At 69.8% G+C, this 15,385-nt stretch carries 15 protein-coding genes; 6 read left to right on the top strand and 9 right to left on the bottom strand.

All coding sequences use genetic code 11. The features are described 5' to 3' along the window. Positions 1–39 precede the first annotated feature (39 nt). Both NS4_RS13320 and cobC read right to left on the bottom strand, forming a co-directional pair. Positions 40–1,209 (bottom strand): Nif3-like dinuclear metal center hexameric protein, encoded by a 1,170-nt coding sequence (locus NS4_RS13320; protein ID WP_063059967.1) that lies wholly within the window; start codon positions 1,207–1,209, stop codon positions 40–42. 51 nt (positions 1,210–1,260) lie between these two features. Beyond that, positions 1,261–2,304, bottom strand: a complete 1,044-nt coding sequence (gene cobC / locus NS4_RS13325) for an Rv2231c family histidinol phosphate aminotransferase CobC (RefSeq protein ID WP_063059839.1) — start codon at positions 2,302–2,304, stop codon at positions 1,261–1,263. A gap of 43 nt (positions 2,305–2,347) precedes the next feature. On the opposite strand from cobC, the gene NS4_RS13330 reads away from it, so the two are divergent. Beyond that, positions 2,348–2,854 carry a low molecular weight protein-tyrosine-phosphatase gene (locus NS4_RS13330; RefSeq protein WP_063059840.1) on the top strand — a complete coding sequence of 169 codons (507 nt, stop codon included), beginning with the start codon at positions 2,348–2,350 and terminating at the stop codon, positions 2,852–2,854. Continuing rightward, positions 2,854–3,717, top strand: a complete 864-nt coding sequence (locus NS4_RS13335; RefSeq protein ID WP_063059841.1) for an SURF1 family cytochrome oxidase biogenesis protein — start codon at positions 2,854–2,856, stop codon at positions 3,715–3,717. The genes NS4_RS13330 and NS4_RS13335 overlap by 1 nt, the downstream gene beginning before the upstream one ends. Before the next feature lie 26 nt (positions 3,718–3,743). Here the strand turns inward: NS4_RS13335 and NS4_RS13340 are convergent, their stop codons facing one another. Further along, complete coding sequence (locus NS4_RS13340; protein ID WP_063059842.1) at positions 3,744–4,709, bottom strand: cobalamin biosynthesis protein; 966 nt, start codon at positions 4,707–4,709, stop codon at positions 3,744–3,746. Between the two features lie 231 nt (positions 4,710–4,940). Here NS4_RS13340 and sigJ point away from each other — a divergent pair, with 231 nt between their 5' ends. The 4 genes from sigJ (at position 4,941) to NS4_RS13360 (ending at position 7,499) form a co-directional block, all read left to right on the top strand. Next, positions 4,941–5,873, top strand: a complete 933-nt coding sequence (sigJ, locus tag NS4_RS13345; RefSeq protein ID WP_063059843.1) for an RNA polymerase sigma factor SigJ — start codon at positions 4,941–4,943, stop codon at positions 5,871–5,873. A 72-nt stretch (positions 5,874–5,945) separates the two neighbouring features. Further along, positions 5,946–6,461, top strand: coding sequence for a gamma carbonic anhydrase family protein (locus NS4_RS13350; RefSeq protein ID WP_063059844.1), 516 nt, complete (start codon positions 5,946–5,948; stop codon positions 6,459–6,461). Between the two features lie 175 nt (positions 6,462–6,636). Beyond that, positions 6,637–6,822 carry a hypothetical protein gene (locus tag NS4_RS13355; RefSeq protein WP_030524034.1) on the top strand — a complete coding sequence of 62 codons (186 nt, stop codon included), beginning with the start codon at positions 6,637–6,639 and terminating at the stop codon, positions 6,820–6,822. 65 nt (positions 6,823–6,887) lie between these two features. Continuing rightward, positions 6,888–7,499, top strand: a complete 612-nt coding sequence (locus tag NS4_RS13360; RefSeq protein ID WP_063059845.1) for a TetR/AcrR family transcriptional regulator — start codon at positions 6,888–6,890, stop codon at positions 7,497–7,499. Between the two features lie 5 nt (positions 7,500–7,504). Here the strand turns inward: NS4_RS13360 and NS4_RS13365 are convergent, their stop codons facing one another. The 6 genes from NS4_RS13365 to NS4_RS13390 all read right to left on the bottom strand — a co-directional run bounded on the left by NS4_RS13365 (position 7,505) and on the right by NS4_RS13390 (position 15,383). Beyond that, complete coding sequence (locus NS4_RS13365) at positions 7,505–9,250, bottom strand: Eco57I restriction-modification methylase domain-containing protein (RefSeq protein ID WP_063059846.1); 1,746 nt, start codon at positions 9,248–9,250, stop codon at positions 7,505–7,507. Between the two features lie 504 nt (positions 9,251–9,754). Further along, the gene (locus NS4_RS13370) at positions 9,755–11,188 is read right to left on the bottom strand and encodes an acyl-CoA carboxylase subunit beta (RefSeq protein ID WP_063059847.1); all 1,434 of its coding nucleotides are present in this window, start codon (positions 11,186–11,188) and stop codon (positions 9,755–9,757) included. Between the two features lie 123 nt (positions 11,189–11,311). Then, entirely contained in the window at positions 11,312–12,562 is a 1,251-nt protein-coding gene (locus NS4_RS13375) for a KasA/KasB family beta-ketoacyl-ACP synthase (protein ID WP_063059848.1), read from the bottom strand. 10 nt (positions 12,563–12,572) lie between these two features. Next, a complete protein-coding gene (acpM, locus tag NS4_RS13380; RefSeq protein ID WP_063059849.1) occupies positions 12,573–12,875 on the bottom strand; it encodes a meromycolate extension acyl carrier protein AcpM in 303 nt (100 codons plus the stop codon). A 130-nt stretch (positions 12,876–13,005) separates the two neighbouring features. Continuing rightward, on the bottom strand, positions 13,006–13,920 hold the full coding sequence (locus NS4_RS13385; protein WP_063059850.1) for an ACP S-malonyltransferase: 915 nt from the start codon (positions 13,918–13,920) through the stop codon (positions 13,006–13,008). Positions 13,921–14,048: 128 nt separating this feature from the next. Further along, a complete protein-coding gene (locus NS4_RS13390) occupies positions 14,049–15,383 on the bottom strand; it encodes a PucR family transcriptional regulator (protein WP_245665355.1) in 1,335 nt (444 codons plus the stop codon). Between the last annotated feature and the right edge of the window lie 2 nt (positions 15,384–15,385).

The raw sequence follows: 15,385 nt of genomic DNA on the forward strand, positions 1-15,385 counted from the left end.
ACCGGTCCGAACTCGCCGTCGCCTCCATGGACCCCGAAGTCAGCCGCCGCAACCGACCGTCCACGGATCGGTGCGCACGGTCGAAACCCGCGTCTCCAGATCCGGTAGGCCGTCTCGGGCCACCGCGGCGGCCTGCGCACACCAAGGGAACTCGGTCGCCCAGTGCGCCGCGTCGATCAATGCGGGACCCGAACGGCGCAGATGTTCGTCGGCGGGGTGATGGCGCAGGTCGGCGGTGAGGTACGCGTCGACGCCGCGGCGGGTGGCGGTATCGAGCAGCGAATCGCCCGCACCACCGCAGACGGCCACGGTGCGCAGTATCCGGTCGGGGTCGCCGGCGGCCCGGACCCCCCACGTCGTCGCCGGCAGGGCGGCGGCGGCGCGGGCGGTGAACTCGCGCAGGGTCAGCGGTTCGGCGAGCGTACCGATCCGGCCCAGACCCTGGTGTCCGGTGAGCGCCGCCCGTTCGGTCACGTGGTAGGCGGGCTCCTCGTAGGGATGCGCCGACCGCAGTGCCGCGAGCACCGCGGCACGGGTACCGGCGGGGGCGACCACCTCGAGCCGGTCCTCGGTCACCCGGGCCAGTTCGCCGACCGCGCCGACCGCCGGGTTCGCGCCGTCCAGCGGCCGGAATTGACCGGTCCCCGTAACCCGCCAGGCCGCCTCCCGATAGTCGCCGCAGCCACCCGCGCCCGCGGCGAACAGCGCCGCCAGCACGGCATCGGCCTGCTCCGGCGGTACCTGGACGGTCCACTTGTCCACCGCCGCCACCGGTTTGGGATCGAGGGGGCCCGTAACCGTCAGCCCGAGCGCCGCGGCCAGGGCGTCGGAGACGCCGGGGTCGGCGGAATCGGCGTTCGTATGCGCGGTGAACAGGGCGCAGCCCGCGCGGATCAGCCGATGCACCAGCGCGCCCTTGGGCCGATCGGCCGAGACACTGTCGACACCTCGGAGCAGCAGCGGATGGTGGGCCACCACTGCCTGGGCACCCCACTGCACCGCCTCGTCCACCACGGCCGCGGTGACATCGACGGCGAACAGCACCCGTCGCACGACCTCCGCCGGATCCCCGCAGACCAGTCCCACCGAATCCCACGGCTCGGCCAGCCGCGGCGGATAGGCCGTTTCCAGGGTCGCGACGAGTTCGGCAAGGGTGGCCACGGCACACCTTCCTCTCGGGAGCTCTCGGGGCGGGTCGGCGACAATCATGTCGTGCGCCCGCGGGTCCGGCGCGCTGGGCTCACCCACCGCGCCGGACAGCTAGACCAAACGGCCGGCCTTTCCCAGCGCCGCCACCAGTTGTTCGACATCGGACTGCGGCCGGACGGCCACCCGCACATGCTCCGGCCCCAGGCCCGGGAAGGTATCGCAGCGCCGCACCGCGATCCCGTGCCGGCGCAGGTATTCGCGCAGGATTTCCCCGTGTTCCACCTCGAGCAGCAGGAACGGCGCGTCCGCCGGGGTCCGCACCGCGACACCGGCGCCGAGCAGGCGCTCGATCATCGCCGCGCGGTCACCGCCGATCTCCAGCGCCCGCGCCGCGCTCTCCGCGAGGGCACGCGGCGAGGCGGTCGCGGCGATCGCGGCGAGCTGCAGGGTGCCCACCGGCCAGTGCGCCCGGCCCCGGACCAGTTGCCGCAGCAGCTCGGGCGCGCCGAGCAGATAGCCGCACCGCAACCCGGCCAGCGCCCAGGTCTTGGTGAGGCTGCGCAATACCAGCAGTCCCTCCCCCGCTTCGCCGGCCAGCGATTCCGTTTCCCCGGGCACCGCGTCCATGAAGGCCTCGTCCACCACCACGACCCGCCCCGGCCGCAGCAGCGCACGCACGACCTCGGCCGGGTGCAGAACGGAGGTCGGATTGGTGGGGTTGCCGAGCACCACCAGGTCCGCATCTTCCGGGACCAGCGTGGGGTCCAGGGCGTAGGGCGGTTCCAACAGCACCCGGTGCACCGGGACACCGGCCTCGCGCAGAGCGAGTTCGGGCTCGGTGAACGACGGGTGCACCACCGCCGCCAGCCGGGGGGACAGCCGCGGCAGCAGGGCGAAACCCTCGGCTCCCCCGGCCAGGGTCAGCACCTGATCGGCCGCCAGCCCGTGCCGGGCCGCCACGACTTCCCGGGCATGCCGCTCGTCGGCGGCGGCCGGGTACCGGCCGAGCGAGTCCAGGGCCGCGACCAGGCGGTCGCGTAGCCAGCGAGGGGGCGCGGTGCCCTGGACGTTCACCGCGAAATCGAGCAGACCCGGCTGGGCTTCCACATCACCGTGATGACGCAGCCCGGCGAAATCGACATGTTCGGTGAGCATGAGACGCACCCTACGTGGCGCGGGGGCGAACCGACCCGCCAGAATGGCTGTCGTGGGTGAGCTGCACATATCGTTCGTCTGTACCGGCAACATCTGCCGATCGCCGATGGCGGAGAAGATCGCGCTGGCGCATCTGTCCCGGGCCGGGCTCGGCGCCCGGGTACGGGTCAGCAGTGCGGGCACCCACGACTGGCACACCGGGGCCGACGCCGACCCGCGCACCACCGAGACCCTGCGCCGCCACGGCTACCCCGTCGGGCACCGGGCCGCCGGCTTCGGCGCCGACCACGCCGACGCCGACCTCGTCGTCGCCATGACCGCCGAGCACGACCGCGACCTGGCCGTCCGCGGTATCCCGCTCGAACGCCGCCGGCTGCTGCGCAGCTTCGACCCGCACGCCGACGGCGCCGACGTACCCGATCCCTACTACGGCGACACCGCCGGATTCGAACTCGTCCGCGAGCAGATCGAAGCCGCTATCCCGGGCCTGCTCGCCTGGGTCCACGCCGCGCTCGCCGCCAGAGCGCCTGTCACCGGCGGGGCGGCCTGATGCGCCGGCTCACCTTCCTGCTGCGCCCCGGCTGGCTGATCCTGGCCGCGGTGGTGGTCGCGTTCGCCTACCTGTGTTTCACCGTGCTGGCCCCCTGGCAGCTCGGCAAGAACGAGTCCACCTCCGAACGCAACCAGCTGATCGCCGACTCGGTGCACGCCGACCCGGTGGCGGTCACCGAGGTTCTCGACGGCGCGGCGGCGGACGCGGCCACGGAATGGCGGAAGGTCTTCGCCGAGGGCACCTACGTACCCGATTCGACCGTGCTGGTCCGTCTGCGGCATCTCGACGGCGCGCCCGGTTTCGGTGTGCTGTCCGCGTTCACCCTCACCGACGGCCGCACCCTGCTCGTGGACCGTGGTCTGGTGGCGGCGGTCGACGGGTCGCAGCCGCCGCCGATCGCCCCCGCTCCCTCGGGCGTACAACGGATCGAGGGCCGGATCAGGGTCTCGGAGAACGTCGACCCACAGCGCGCACCCACGGTCCAGGACGGTGTCGCGCACGTCTACTCCATCGACGTCCCGCAGGAGACCACGGTCCTGGGACTACCGCTGACCCCGCTCCCGGTGGGTGAGCGCGGCTCCTACCTGCAGCTGTCGCAGGACCAGCCGGGCGCGTTCACCCCGGTCCCGCTGCCCCAGCTCGACGCCGGGCCCTACCTCTCCTACGGGCTGCAATGGCTGGCGTTCGGCATCATGGCGCCGCTGGGCCTGGGTTATTTCGCCTGGGCCGAGATCCGCGAACGACGTAGGCAACGGCCGGCGAAGACAGCGCCCGATCCCGATGAGCCGCGTCCGGCCGACCCCGAACCCGTCACCACCGAGGCCCGCCTGGCCGACCGATACGGCCGCACCCGCCCCTGACACCGGGCCGTCCGGGTCTGCGGTGGCTAACCGTCCCGATCACATGCGCCGCGGCCGCGCATCCGCTCCCACAGTCCCGGGCTCGGCACCGCGATCGCCGCCGCCGCGATCACCGCCGCGTACTGCACCAGTTCGGATAATCGCACCGCCCGCCGGAGATCATCGACCGTGGGCGCCGGCCCCGCCCCCAGCTCCGGCCGCTGTTCGACCCCGTGCCGGTACTCGGTGCGCCCACCGAGGCGAACCCCGAGCGCGCCGGCCGCCGCGGCTTCCACCACTCCGGCGTTCGGGCTCGGATGCTTGCCGGCGTCACGTCGCCAGGTCCGCAGTACCGTGCCGGGCCGGCCGCCGACCAGCGGTGCCACCAGCGCGGTGAGCAGCCCGGTCGCCCGGGCGGGCAGCAGATTCGCCAGGTCGTCCACGCGGGCGGCCGCCCACCCGAACCGCCGGTAGCGCGGGTTGCGGTAACCGATCATGGCGTCGAGGGTGTTCACCGCCCGGTAGCCCAGCAGTCCGGGAACACCGGCCACCGCACCCCACAGCAGTGGTGCGACCGCGGCGTCGGAGGTGTTCTCGGCGATCGATTCCAGGGCCGCCCGCGCCAGGCCGTCCGCGTCCAGTGCCGCCGGATCGCGTCCGCACAGGGCGGGCAGCAGTTCGCGGGCGGCGGCGAGATCCCCGGCTTCGAGCCGATCGGCCATCAGCTGCCCGGTCCGCGCCAGGCTGCGCCCCCCGAGCACGGTCCAGGTCGCCGCCGCCACCGGTAGGGCGCCGCCCCGGCGCAGCGCCGCGCCCAACCCGATCACGGACCCCACCAGAAGCAGTTCGTGCACCACTCCCGCCCGACGATGGTCGGCATAGGTCACCGTCTCCACCGACGCCGCGACGAGCCCGAATCCCGCCACCGGATGTCCACGCCGCGGGTCGCCGACCGCCCGATCGATGCCGAACCCGATCAGCAGACCCGCCGCGGTCGAAACACCTCTGCGCACCGCGTGAGCGTATCCGGCACCGGCCGGACGCCTGTGCCGGGGAGGACCGGCACCGGAGTTCCCATCAGCGGTATGCGCGCCGACAGGGCAGTCTGTAGGACCGGATACGGTTCATCGGCACACCCCCGCCGGCGTCCGGGCCGCACCGTTGTCACATATCGGGCTCGCCCGTCGTCGACTCGGCGAGACCATCGCCCGCCCGCCGGGGTATCGACCGAACGAGGAACCGCAGTGACCGACCGACAGGATTCCGCCGAGCTGGCCCGGCGTTTCGAGGAACTGCGCCCGTATCTGCGGCGCCTCGCCTACAGCACCCTCGGCAGTCTCGGCGACGCCGACGATGTGGTGCAGGAGGCGTGGCTGCGGCTGCAGCGGCAGCAGGAGTCCGGCGGGGCGCCCATCGACAATCTGCAGGCGTGGCTGACCACGGTCACCGGCCGCCTGGCCCTCGATCAGCTCGGTTCGGCGCGGATGCGACGCGAACAGTACGTGGGTGAATGGCTACCCGAACCCACGGTGACGGACTGGGAGGACCCCGCGGACCGGATCTCCCAGGACGAACGGGTCACCATGGCGCTGCTGGTGGTCCTGGAATCGCTCTCACCGGCCGAACGCACCGCCTTCGTCCTGCAGGACGTGTTCGGGATGTCGGGCCCGGAGGTCGCCGAGGTGGTGGGCCGCACCCCCGCCGCGGTCCGGCAGCTCGCCTCACGCGCCCGCAAACGGGTCGAGGACGGGACCCCGCGGTTCCCGGCGTCCCCGGACGAACAGGAGAAGGTCGTCTCGGCATTCGCGGTGGCCTGGCGGTCCGGCGATATGAGCGCGCTGCTCGGTGTGCTCGACGACCGGGTGACCCTCACCGCCGATGGTGGCGGCAAAGTACCTGCCATCCGTAAACCGGTCACGGGCGCCGAACTCATCGCCAAGATGCTGCTCGGCTGGTACAACGTGCCCGCCGCCGCGGGCGGCTGGGGCCGGGGCATCGAGGTCAACGGTATGCCCGGGCTGCTGGTGTTCGACGGTCAGCACCACGGGGTGTTCTCCTTCACTGTCGACGACGGGCGGATCACCGCCATCCACGTCGTCCGCAATCCGGACAAGCTGCGTGATCTGCCCGCCGATGCCCGGCCCGATTGGACTCTGCGTGACTCGGGCGAGAGCTGAGGCCGTCCCACCGGCGCCGCACGGTCTCCACCGCCTCACCGGTCGCCGCAGCGGGCGGGTTAGGTTGCGTACATGAGGATCGAAGTCAGTGGCCACCGGCCCGAGATAGACGAGACCGCCTGGATCGCGCCCACTGCGAACGTGATCGGCCGGGTCAAGCTCGGAGCCCAGGTCAGCATCTGGTACAACGCGGTTCTGCGCGGTGACACCGAACTGATCACCGTCGGGGAGCGCAGCAATATCCAGGACGGCTGTGTACTGCACGCCGACCCGGGCTTCCCGGCCACCGTGGGCGCCGGGGTCTCGGTCGGGCACAATGCGATCCTGCACGGATGCACGGTCGAGGACGACTGTCTGATCGGGATGGGTGCGACCGTGTTGAACGGCGCGGTGATCGGCCGGGGCAGCCTGATCGCGGCCAATGCGCTGATCCCCGAGGGCGCGCGGATTCCGCCGGGTTCGCTGGTGGCCGGTGTGCCGGGCAAGGTTCGCCGCGAGCTGACCGCGGAACAGCAGCGCGGGGTGGAGCTCAATGCCATGGTGTATCTGCACCATATGTCCGAGCACCGGTCGGCGAAGGAGATCTGACCTCGTCGCGCCACCCGGACACATTATTGGACAAGCGTCCAGTAGGTTACTGATACCATGGAACAACGTATCCGGGGAGACGGGTTGACCCGAAACCCGCTGTCCTGCAAGGCGTCGGCGTTTCGGGCGACCCGTGAGGTGGGCACGGCGACGTGCCCGGCAGGAGGTATGACGGGTGGCGTGCGAGCAGTCCGAGACGCGCCGGTCGGCCGGGCGGGTGAGCGTGGCGGATATCGCCGCGCAACCAGGAGGTATCGAGGCACTTCGGCGCAGAGTCCACGAATTACGTTCCAGGGGAGTGGATTTCGCGGCCAACGCGATCGAACACGAGATGGCCGAACTCGATCTGCCGCGGGAGTGATACCTCGCACGAAACCAACGCGCAGGTCACCCGGCGCATCCGGTGTCGGATAAGGTGTGAGGACCATGTCGCCCGTACCGCCGATTTTGCAACGCATCCTGGCCGAGCCACCCGCCGACAGCGGGAAAATCCTCGACAGCGCGCTCTCGGCGTTCCTGGACTTCGGGATCAAACGCACCAGCATGGGCGAGATCGCCCGCCGCGCCGGTATCAGTCCGGCGACCCTCTACCGCCGCTTCGAATCCAAGAACGACCTGGTCGAGGCGGTCACCGTCCGGGAGGCGCAACGTTTCGTCACCAAGATCGACAACCGGGTGCGCACGGTGGCCGGCTCCGAGGATCAGCTCGTGGAGATCTTCGTCGCCTTCATCTCCGCCATCGCCGGCAACCCGCTACTACTCCGGTTGCTGCGTACCGAACCCGATCTCGTACTGCCCCGGCTCACCACCGAGGCCGGCCCGATCCTGGCCGTCGGCCGCACCTATCTGGCCGCGAAACTGCGGGAACTGCACGACGGCGGCAACGATTTCGATCCCGACCTGGTCGCCGAGATCATGGCCCGCCTGGCGCTGTCGCTGGCACTCACCCCCGACGGCCTGATTCCCATCCAGGACGAGGCCGCGGGCCGGGAATTCGCCCGCCGCACGCTGCTGCCCATGGTCGCCTGGCACAGCTGACCCGCTCACAACGCGAATGCCCGGTCCACCATCTCGTCCAGCTCGGCCTGCCCCTCCCGGCCGGACTCCGGTTCCTCGGCCAGTTCCCGCACCCGGCGCACGATCGCGACCGCGGCCGGTGTCCCCGGATCCGGTAGCGGCAACCGGGATACGTACTGGGTGATCCAGCGCCGTCGTCCCGAATAGAGCCGGTTACCGCAGACCGCGTCGTAGTAGCGCAGTCCGAGCGACGAGTTCGCGACGCCCATCATCAGGCAGGCCATATCCTCGGCGCGGCCGTCCCCGCCCAGGTCCGCCAGCGATATCCAGTAACAGTCGCCGTTGACCACCGCGCCGGACCGGTCCAGCGCGAAACGCGGCCGGTCGCTGATATCCGGGAACACCACCTTGGGAGTCCGCCACAGATGCGGCCGCTGCGGCACCCAGTGCTCGAACCATTCACGGCCCGCACCGGTGAGATAGCCCCGCGCCGTCAGCACCTCCCGATGCTGCTCGAGGTAGGCCGCGGTCCGCGGATACCGTGCCAGATCCACCGGAACCCGGCGTGTCCGAGTGAGGTCGTACGGGTACAGCACCCGGGTCCGGCGGATCCGCTCGATCTGCCACGGCCGCAGATCGTGATGGGTGATGAGATCACGCAGTAGTTCCGGTTCGGCCGCGGGATCACCCCAGTGCGCCGCGATGAAGACTTTGTCCGCATTGGTCTTGATTCCCACCCGGATACGCCCCAGATCCCCGAAGGTGCGCCACATCCGCTCGGCGACGCCACGCAACCAGTCGTCGTGCCCCACCCTCGACATCCGCCACCCCACCGACACGGCCGCCGTACCCGACTCGGTCGCCAGCTCCCCCACCGTCACCGCGAACCGGCGGCCCTGCCGCCACACGATCGCGTCGGTGGTCGCACCCAGAGCCGCGAAGAGTTCCCGCTCTTCGTTCGTGGTCCCCGCACCGGAGTCCGGGCCGTGCGCGATGTCCAGGTCCACAACATCCGGGTCCGTGGTTGCCGGGCCCGCGGATTCCGAGCCCTGCGCAATCCCGGCCTCCTCCTCGTACACCGAGACATACCGGCAGTCCCGCCGCGCCGCGCCGCGCACCGCGATCGTCACGGCCGGCAGTACCGCCGCTTCGAACAGCTTGGTATCGCCCAGGTCGTACAGCTCGACCGGCGCCAGATCCGCCAGCAACAGCGCCCGCAGATTCGCCCCCGCCTTCGTGGTGAGGAACCGATTCGCACACAGCAGACCCAGCACCCCGCCCGGCACCATCAACCGCGGCAGCGCCGCGACGAACGGATGCGTCAGATCGATCCGTCCCCGCAACCCGAACTGCCCACGGAGCGCCTCCGCCGCCGCCCCGCCCAACTGCTGGGTCCGGACATACGGCGGATTGGCGATCACCGCGTCGAACGATTCGGCCGGCAGCCCCGCGCAGTCGGCCAGGAAATCGGAATGCCGCCATTGCGCCTCCACACCCGCCCCCGCCGCCCGCCGCCGCGCCAGCGCCAGCCCCACCGGATCCAGGTCGTACCCCACCAGCTCGACCGGCGTCCCGGGCAGCCGGCCCGCCAGCGCGTCCCTGATGGCGAACAGCAGCTCCCCGGACCCGCAGGCCGGATCCAGCACCCGCACCGGCCCGGTCGAGTCGATCCGCGCGGCCACCCGGCCGGCCAAGAACCCCGCCAGCGCCGCGGGCGTGTAGTGCCGGCCGTGACGTTTGCGCTCGCGAGCCCCCGCTCCATCGCGTCCCATCAGCGCATTGTCGTCGACCGAGCCCCACGACCAGATGATTTCGGAAGAAGTGTGGGCTGTAGGCGGAGAGTTCGTGCCCACAGCCCCACCGACCCCCCGAATGGGTCCACATGAAGGTCGAATGCCCAACGCAACCCGCGTATGCGTCGAGTCTTACGAGACACCTCAAAGGGTTGAGGCCCGTCTCGCCGTTTCGGCCTCGAAGCGCATGCGCCGAAGGCGCGAGTCTCGAGGCCGAAACGGCGAGACCAAGGGGGGCCTCAACCCCGCGACGCCGAAGGCGGCGCCAAAAAACACAGCACCTTCACGAGCGAGCCCGCAACTCCACCTTTACGAAAGGTATGCCTGCCGTCATCGCTGTTGCTCGATCAACCCAACACCACCCCGAGTCGGCATGCAGACCGCGACCATCCGGCACCGACCGCGCACCTACCGGCACCGACCGCGCACCTTCGTCCACTCCGGATGGTCCGCATCCCCCAGCGCCGGAAGCGCCGCAAACCACTACAGCGGAATGTTCTTGTGGTGGCTGGCCCGGCAAGGCGCCGCCGCCAGCGCGGCCGCGATCTTGCTGCGCGTATGCGCCGGGTCGATCACCTCGTCGACCACCCCGATCGACACCGCCCGCTCCACCCCGCCGGCGATGGCTTCGTGTTCGGCGGTGAGGCGCTCGTGCAGAGCTTCCCGCTCTTCCTCCGGTGCGGCGGCCAGTGCCTTCTTGTGCAGAATTCCCACCGCCGCCTTCGCGCCCATCACCGCGACCTCCGACCCCGGCCAGGCGTAGACCGCGGTGGCACCCAGCGCACGGGCGTTCATGGCGATGTAGGCGCCGCCGTAGATCTTGCGGGTGACCAGCGTGACCCGCGGGACCCGGGCCTCGGCGAAGGCATGCAGCAGTTTCGCGCCGCGACGGACCACGCCGTCCCATTCCTGGCCGACGCCGGGCAGGTAGCCGGGGACGTCGGTGATGACGACCAGCGGGATACCGAAGGCGTCGCAGAGACGGACGAACCGGGCGGCTTTCTCGGCGCTCTTGGAGTCCAGGCAGCCGCCCAGGCGCAGCGGGTTGTTGGCCAGGACGCCGACGGTGCGTCCGGCCAGGCGGCCGAGTCCGGTCACCATGGAGCGCGCGTAGCCGCCCTGCAGTTCTTCGAAGCTGGATTCGCCGTCGACATTGTCGAGGAGTTCGTGCACCAGCGGTTTGACGTCGTAGGCGCGTTTGGCCGAGGCCGGCAGCATGGCCTGCAGGTCGATATTGCCGTGCTCGGCGGCGAGGAGATCGAATTCGCCCGGTTCGGCGAACATCGAGACCAGCCGGCGGGCGCGGTGCACGGCGTCGGCTTCGTCGTCGGCGACGATATGGGTGACGCCGGATTTCTTGCCGTGGGTTTCCGGGCCGCCGAGAGTGGCCATATCGACCTGTTCGCCGGTGACGCTGCGCACCACATCGGGTCCGGTGACGAAAACGCGACCCTCGGGCGCCATGATCACGATATCGGTGAGCGCGGGACCGTAGGCGGCGCCGCCGGCCGCGAAACCGAGTACCACCGAGATCTGGGGGACCCGGCCGGAGGCGCGGACCATGGCCTCGAAGACCAGACCGACCGCGTGCAGGGCCTCCACACCTTCGGCGAGCCGGGCACCACCGGAATGCCACAGCCCGACCACCGGCGCGCCGGAATCGATGGCCGCGTCGATCGCGTCGACGATATGCCGGCAGCCCTCCACGCCCATGGCGCCGCCCATCACGGTGGCGTCGGAGCAGTAGGCGACGGTGCGGACCCCGTCGACCTCACCGACGGCCGCGAGCACACCCGACTTGTCGCGCGCGTGCAACGGCAGCACCGTGCCGGGGTCGAAGAAGCGTTGGAGCCGCCCGAGGGGATCACGCGGATCGGTCGCAGTTTCCTGATGGCGGGCCGGAGCGATAGTGGTCATCGCGTTCTCTCCTCGAAAATGTGCGCCCGAAACGCGGGCCACTTGGTGTCGAAGCCCGGACGGGGCCGCCCGGAAGAACCCGGCGGCCCCGTCTATGGGTCGTCGAACAGTTCGGGCGGACCGTCAGGCCCGGCCGAAGGCGAGCGCCACATTGTGCCCACCGAAACCGAACGAATTGTTGATCGCGTACTCGATCTCCTGGCGCCGGGCTTCGCCCTTCACCACGTCGAGGTCGATCTCAGGATCCTGGTTGTCCAGGTTCAGGGTGGGCGGCACGATACCGTCCCGGATCGCCAGCACGGTGAGCACGGACTCCAGCGCACCGACGGCGCCGATGGAATGTCCGAGCGCCGATTTGGGCGCGTAGACCGAGGCGTGGGTGCCGACGGCCTTGTTGATCGCCTTCGCCTCGGCAGTGTCGCCGATGGGGGTGGCGGTGGCGTGGGCGTTGATATGGGTGATGTCCTGCTTGGACAGACCCGCGGTCTGCATGGCCCGGGTCATGGCGCGGGCGGCGCCCGTGCCCTCGGGGTCCGGTGCGACCAGGTGGAAGCCGTCGGAGGTGATACCGGCGCCCAGCAGCCGGGCGTGGATGGTGGCACCGCGCGCCTTGGCGTGCTCCTCGGTTTCGATGACCATGAGCGCGCCGGCTTCGCCGAAGACGAAGCCGTCACGGTCCTTGTCGAAGGGACGCGAAGCGCCCTTCGGGTCGTCGTTGCGGGTGCTCATCGCCCGCATCATGGTGAAGGCGGCGATCGGCACGGCGTCGATGAAACCTTCGACACCACCGGTGACGACCATATCGGCATCGCCCATGACGATCATGCGCCACGCGTTGGCGATACCTTCCGAGCCCGACGAGCACGCCGAGACCGGAGTGACCACTCCTGCCCGGGCCTTCAGTTCGAGACCGACGACGGCGGACGGCCCGTTCGGCATGACCATCTGAACAGCGAGCGGGGAGATCTTGCGATATCCGCCGTTCTTCAGTTTGTCGACCGAATCGATGAGCGCGTCACCGCCACCCAGTCCAGTGCCGATGGCCACACCCAGCCGCTCCGGATCGACTTCCGGGCTGCCCGCATTGCGCCAGACCTCACGGCCGAGCACGGTCGCGAGCTGCTCGACATAGGCCATCCGGCGGGTCTCGACCCGGCTCAGCAGGCTGTCGGGACGAACCTTCAGATGGCCGCCGATGCGGACCGGTAGGTCGTATTCCTCGACGAAGGAATCCTCGAGAACGTCTATACCGCTCTCGCCGTTGAGGAGACCCTTCCACGTCGCATCGACGTCACCCGCGATCGACGTGGACGCCGCCAGGCTCGTGACGACGACATTCGGGAAGTTCCCGTTCAAGGTGGAAGGAGTGGTCACGGTTTCGGCCCTACTCGGCGTTGTCGAACTTGGCCTTGAGCTCGGCGGCGGTGTCCGCGTTCTCCGCCTCGAGCTTCTGGATGTAGGCGACGGCGTCGCCGACGGTCTTCAGGCTGGCCAGATCCTCGTCCGGGATCTTGGCCCCGTACTTGTCCTCGGTCTGAACCGCGATCTCGACCATGGACAGCGAGTCGATGTCCAGGTCATCGACGAAGGACTTCTCGACGGTCACCTCGGAGGGTTCGATACCCGTAACCTCTTCGATGATCTTGCCGAGTTCCTCGACGATTTGTTCCTGGGTCAGAGCGGCCACTTCGTGGCTCCCTTCTTGTTTTTCTCGGTAGGGCTTCTACATATTTCTTCGGGCCGAGACGACGCACGGTTACGTCGGCTCGGTGCCGTACTCCCGTCGAGGGTTCGTCGGAAACACGGCCGTAGGCAAGCTAGCCGGAGCTCGTGAGCTCGGCGAGCGCGGGGATGTCTTCCGGGGTCTTCAGCGCCAGGTTCGAGGTGCCTTTGAGTTCCCGTTTGGCAATGCCGACGAGGGTTCCCGCCGGTGGCAGCTCCGCCACCGCCGAGACGCCGGCCTGCCGGACGGTTTCGGTGCACAGGTCCCACCGGACGGGCCGGGTGACCTGCGCGGCGAGCTTGGCCACCGCGTCCGCGCCGGACTCGACCGGCTTGCCGTCGGCGTTCGACAGCAAGGGGCGAGTCGGCTCGTGCGGGGTGATCTCGGCGATCGCCGCCGCTACCGCCTTTTGGGCGGGAGCCATGAACTCGGTATGGAATGCGCCCGCCACGGGAAGCGCCCGCACCCGGGCCTTCTCCGGCGGATTCGCGGCCAGTTCGGCCAGTGCGTCCAGGCGTCCCGCTGCCACGATCTGACCGGTGGCGTTGCGGTTGGCCGGGACCAGTTCCAGTTCTTCGAGCCGTGCCAGCACAGCGGCCTCGTCGCCGCCGAGCACCGCGGACATACCGGTCGGCTCCAGCGCGCACGCCTTCGCCATTTCGGCACCGCGGATGGCTGCCAGCGTAACTGCTTGGTCGGCGGAGATCACGCCGGCGACCGCCGCGGCGGCGAGTTCACCCACCGAGTGGCCGGCCACGATGGTATCGGCCGGCACCCGCTGATCGCCGATCTCGGCGAAGGCGAGCAGTGCGGCAGCCACCACGAGCGGCTGCGTCACCGCGGTGTCGGTGATCTCTTCAGCGGTCGCTTCGGTCCCGAGCCGGATCAGATCCAGACCGGATTCCTTCGACCACAGTGCGAGGCGGTCACGAGCGCCGGGCAGGTCGAGCCAAGGCGCGAGCATGCCGGGTGTCTGAGAGCCCTGTCCAGGGGCGAACAACGCGATCACGTACCTAAGAAAACACTGTGAGACCGCATTTGCGAGATGTCGACGTGGATGAAGCTTGCCGACGGCTTTTGTATGGTCCCCACAAAAGCCCGCGTGTGGTGTCCGGATCGACCGAATCGGGGCCGGCGTTACAGCCCGTCTTTGTCCAATGGGACAAAAGAGTCCTCTGAGGTTTGTGATGACGATTCGTTACGTGTTCGTGTCAAACGACCCACTGTGGCGGCGATTCGTAACACATACGCATCCCGCGGATTGAGCGGATCACGACCGGTTACTTCCCCGATCCGCTTCAGGCGATACCGCACAGTATTTGGATGAACGTACAGTTGACGCGCGCACATCTCGACCGCACCGCCGCATTCCAGGTAGGCATCCAGGGTGTCCGCAAGGGCGGAACCGGCAGAAGCCAACGGAAGGACAAGGTACTCGACGAGAGCGTCGACCGCAGCTCGATCGCCGAGCAGCGCCCGTTCGGGCAGTAATTCCATGGCGTGAACAGGGCGTGGCGCCTCCCGCCAACCGATCACCGCTTCCATCCCGGCCAGCGCCTCCAGGGCGCTGCTGTGCGCGGCCCCCAGGGTGCGCGTGGTCGGCCCGATCACCACCGGGCCGTCCGAGAATGCCTCGGTGAGCAGATCGGCCATGAACGGCGAGGTGTGCAGCGCATCGCCCAGCGGCCCACTCACCACCATCACCAGCCGCGCCCCCTGCACCACCGCCAGGGCCGCCCGGCCGTGCCGGGCCGCGATGGTGTGCACCGCGCCGACCACCGACACACCCTGATCCCGCGGCGGTGTACCCACCAGCACCGTTGCGGGGGCGGTCGCGTCCCAGTTCAGCGTGGCCGCCCGGGAAAGCATGTCGGGACCGGTGTCACCGCGCACCACCGCGTCCACCACCAGCGCCTCGAGCCGGGTATCCCAGGCGCCCCGGGATTCGGCCGCGCTGGCGTACACCGAGGCGGCCGCGAAACCGAGCTCGCGCCCGTACCGCAGGACCGCCTCGGTGAGGGCGACCAGTTGCCGGTCGTTACGCGCCAGTGCGGGCAGCCACTGTTCGAAGAACTCCATGGCCACCCGCACCATGTCCACGGTCTGGCGCAGCGTCAGCCGCCGCGCCAGATCCTGCGGGATGACCTGGAAGGCGTCCAGGCTGAACCGGATATCGCTATCCGGGTCCTGGAGCCATTCCAGGAAGTTGACCACCGCGGTCTGCACCAGCATCTGCACGCCGGCGCGCTGCGCGGCGTCCAGGTCGGCGAAGAACGGCAACCGGTCCTGCATCGACCCCACGGCCTCGGTGGACAGCCGCCCGGAGAACTGCTTGACCCGTTTGAGCAGTGTGTCCGGTAAGGGGTCGCGGGTCTGCCGGTTCGGCGACAGCGCGCCGGTCGGCAGGTACACCTCGTGCTCGCTGGAGCCTTCGGAGACCCGGCGCGGCCGCGGTGGTCTGCGTTCGATCATCG

Origin of the sequence: Nocardia sienata NBRC 100364 (assembly GCF_001613205.1) — a bacterium.
GTDB lineage: Bacteria > Actinomycetota > Actinomycetes > Mycobacteriales > Mycobacteriaceae > Nocardia > Nocardia sienata.

Coding starts and splice junctions, on each gene's coding strand:
- NS4_RS13320 (WP_063059967.1), bottom strand. CDS start 1,209: ATGATTGTCGCCGACCCGCCCCGAGAGCTCCCGAGAGGAAGGTGTGCC.
- cobC (WP_063059839.1), bottom strand. CDS start 2,304: ATGCTCACCGAACATGTCGATTTCGCCGGGCTGCGTCATCACGGTGAT.
- NS4_RS13330 (WP_063059840.1), top strand. CDS start 2,348: ATGGCTGTCGTGGGTGAGCTGCACATATCGTTCGTCTGTACCGGCAAC.
- NS4_RS13335 (WP_063059841.1), top strand. CDS start 2,854: ATGCGCCGGCTCACCTTCCTGCTGCGCCCCGGCTGGCTGATCCTGGCC.
- NS4_RS13350 (WP_063059844.1), top strand. CDS start 5,946: ATGAGGATCGAAGTCAGTGGCCACCGGCCCGAGATAGACGAGACCGCC.
- NS4_RS13360 (WP_063059845.1), top strand. CDS start 6,888: ATGTCGCCCGTACCGCCGATTTTGCAACGCATCCTGGCCGAGCCACCC.
- NS4_RS13365 (WP_063059846.1), bottom strand. CDS start 9,250: ATGGGACGCGATGGAGCGGGGGCTCGCGAGCGCAAACGTCACGGCCGG.
- NS4_RS13370 (WP_063059847.1), bottom strand. CDS start 11,188: ATGACCACTATCGCTCCGGCCCGCCATCAGGAAACTGCGACCGATCCG.
- NS4_RS13390 (WP_245665355.1), bottom strand. CDS start 15,383: ATGATCGAACGCAGACCACCGCGGCCGCGCCGGGTCTCCGAAGGCTCC.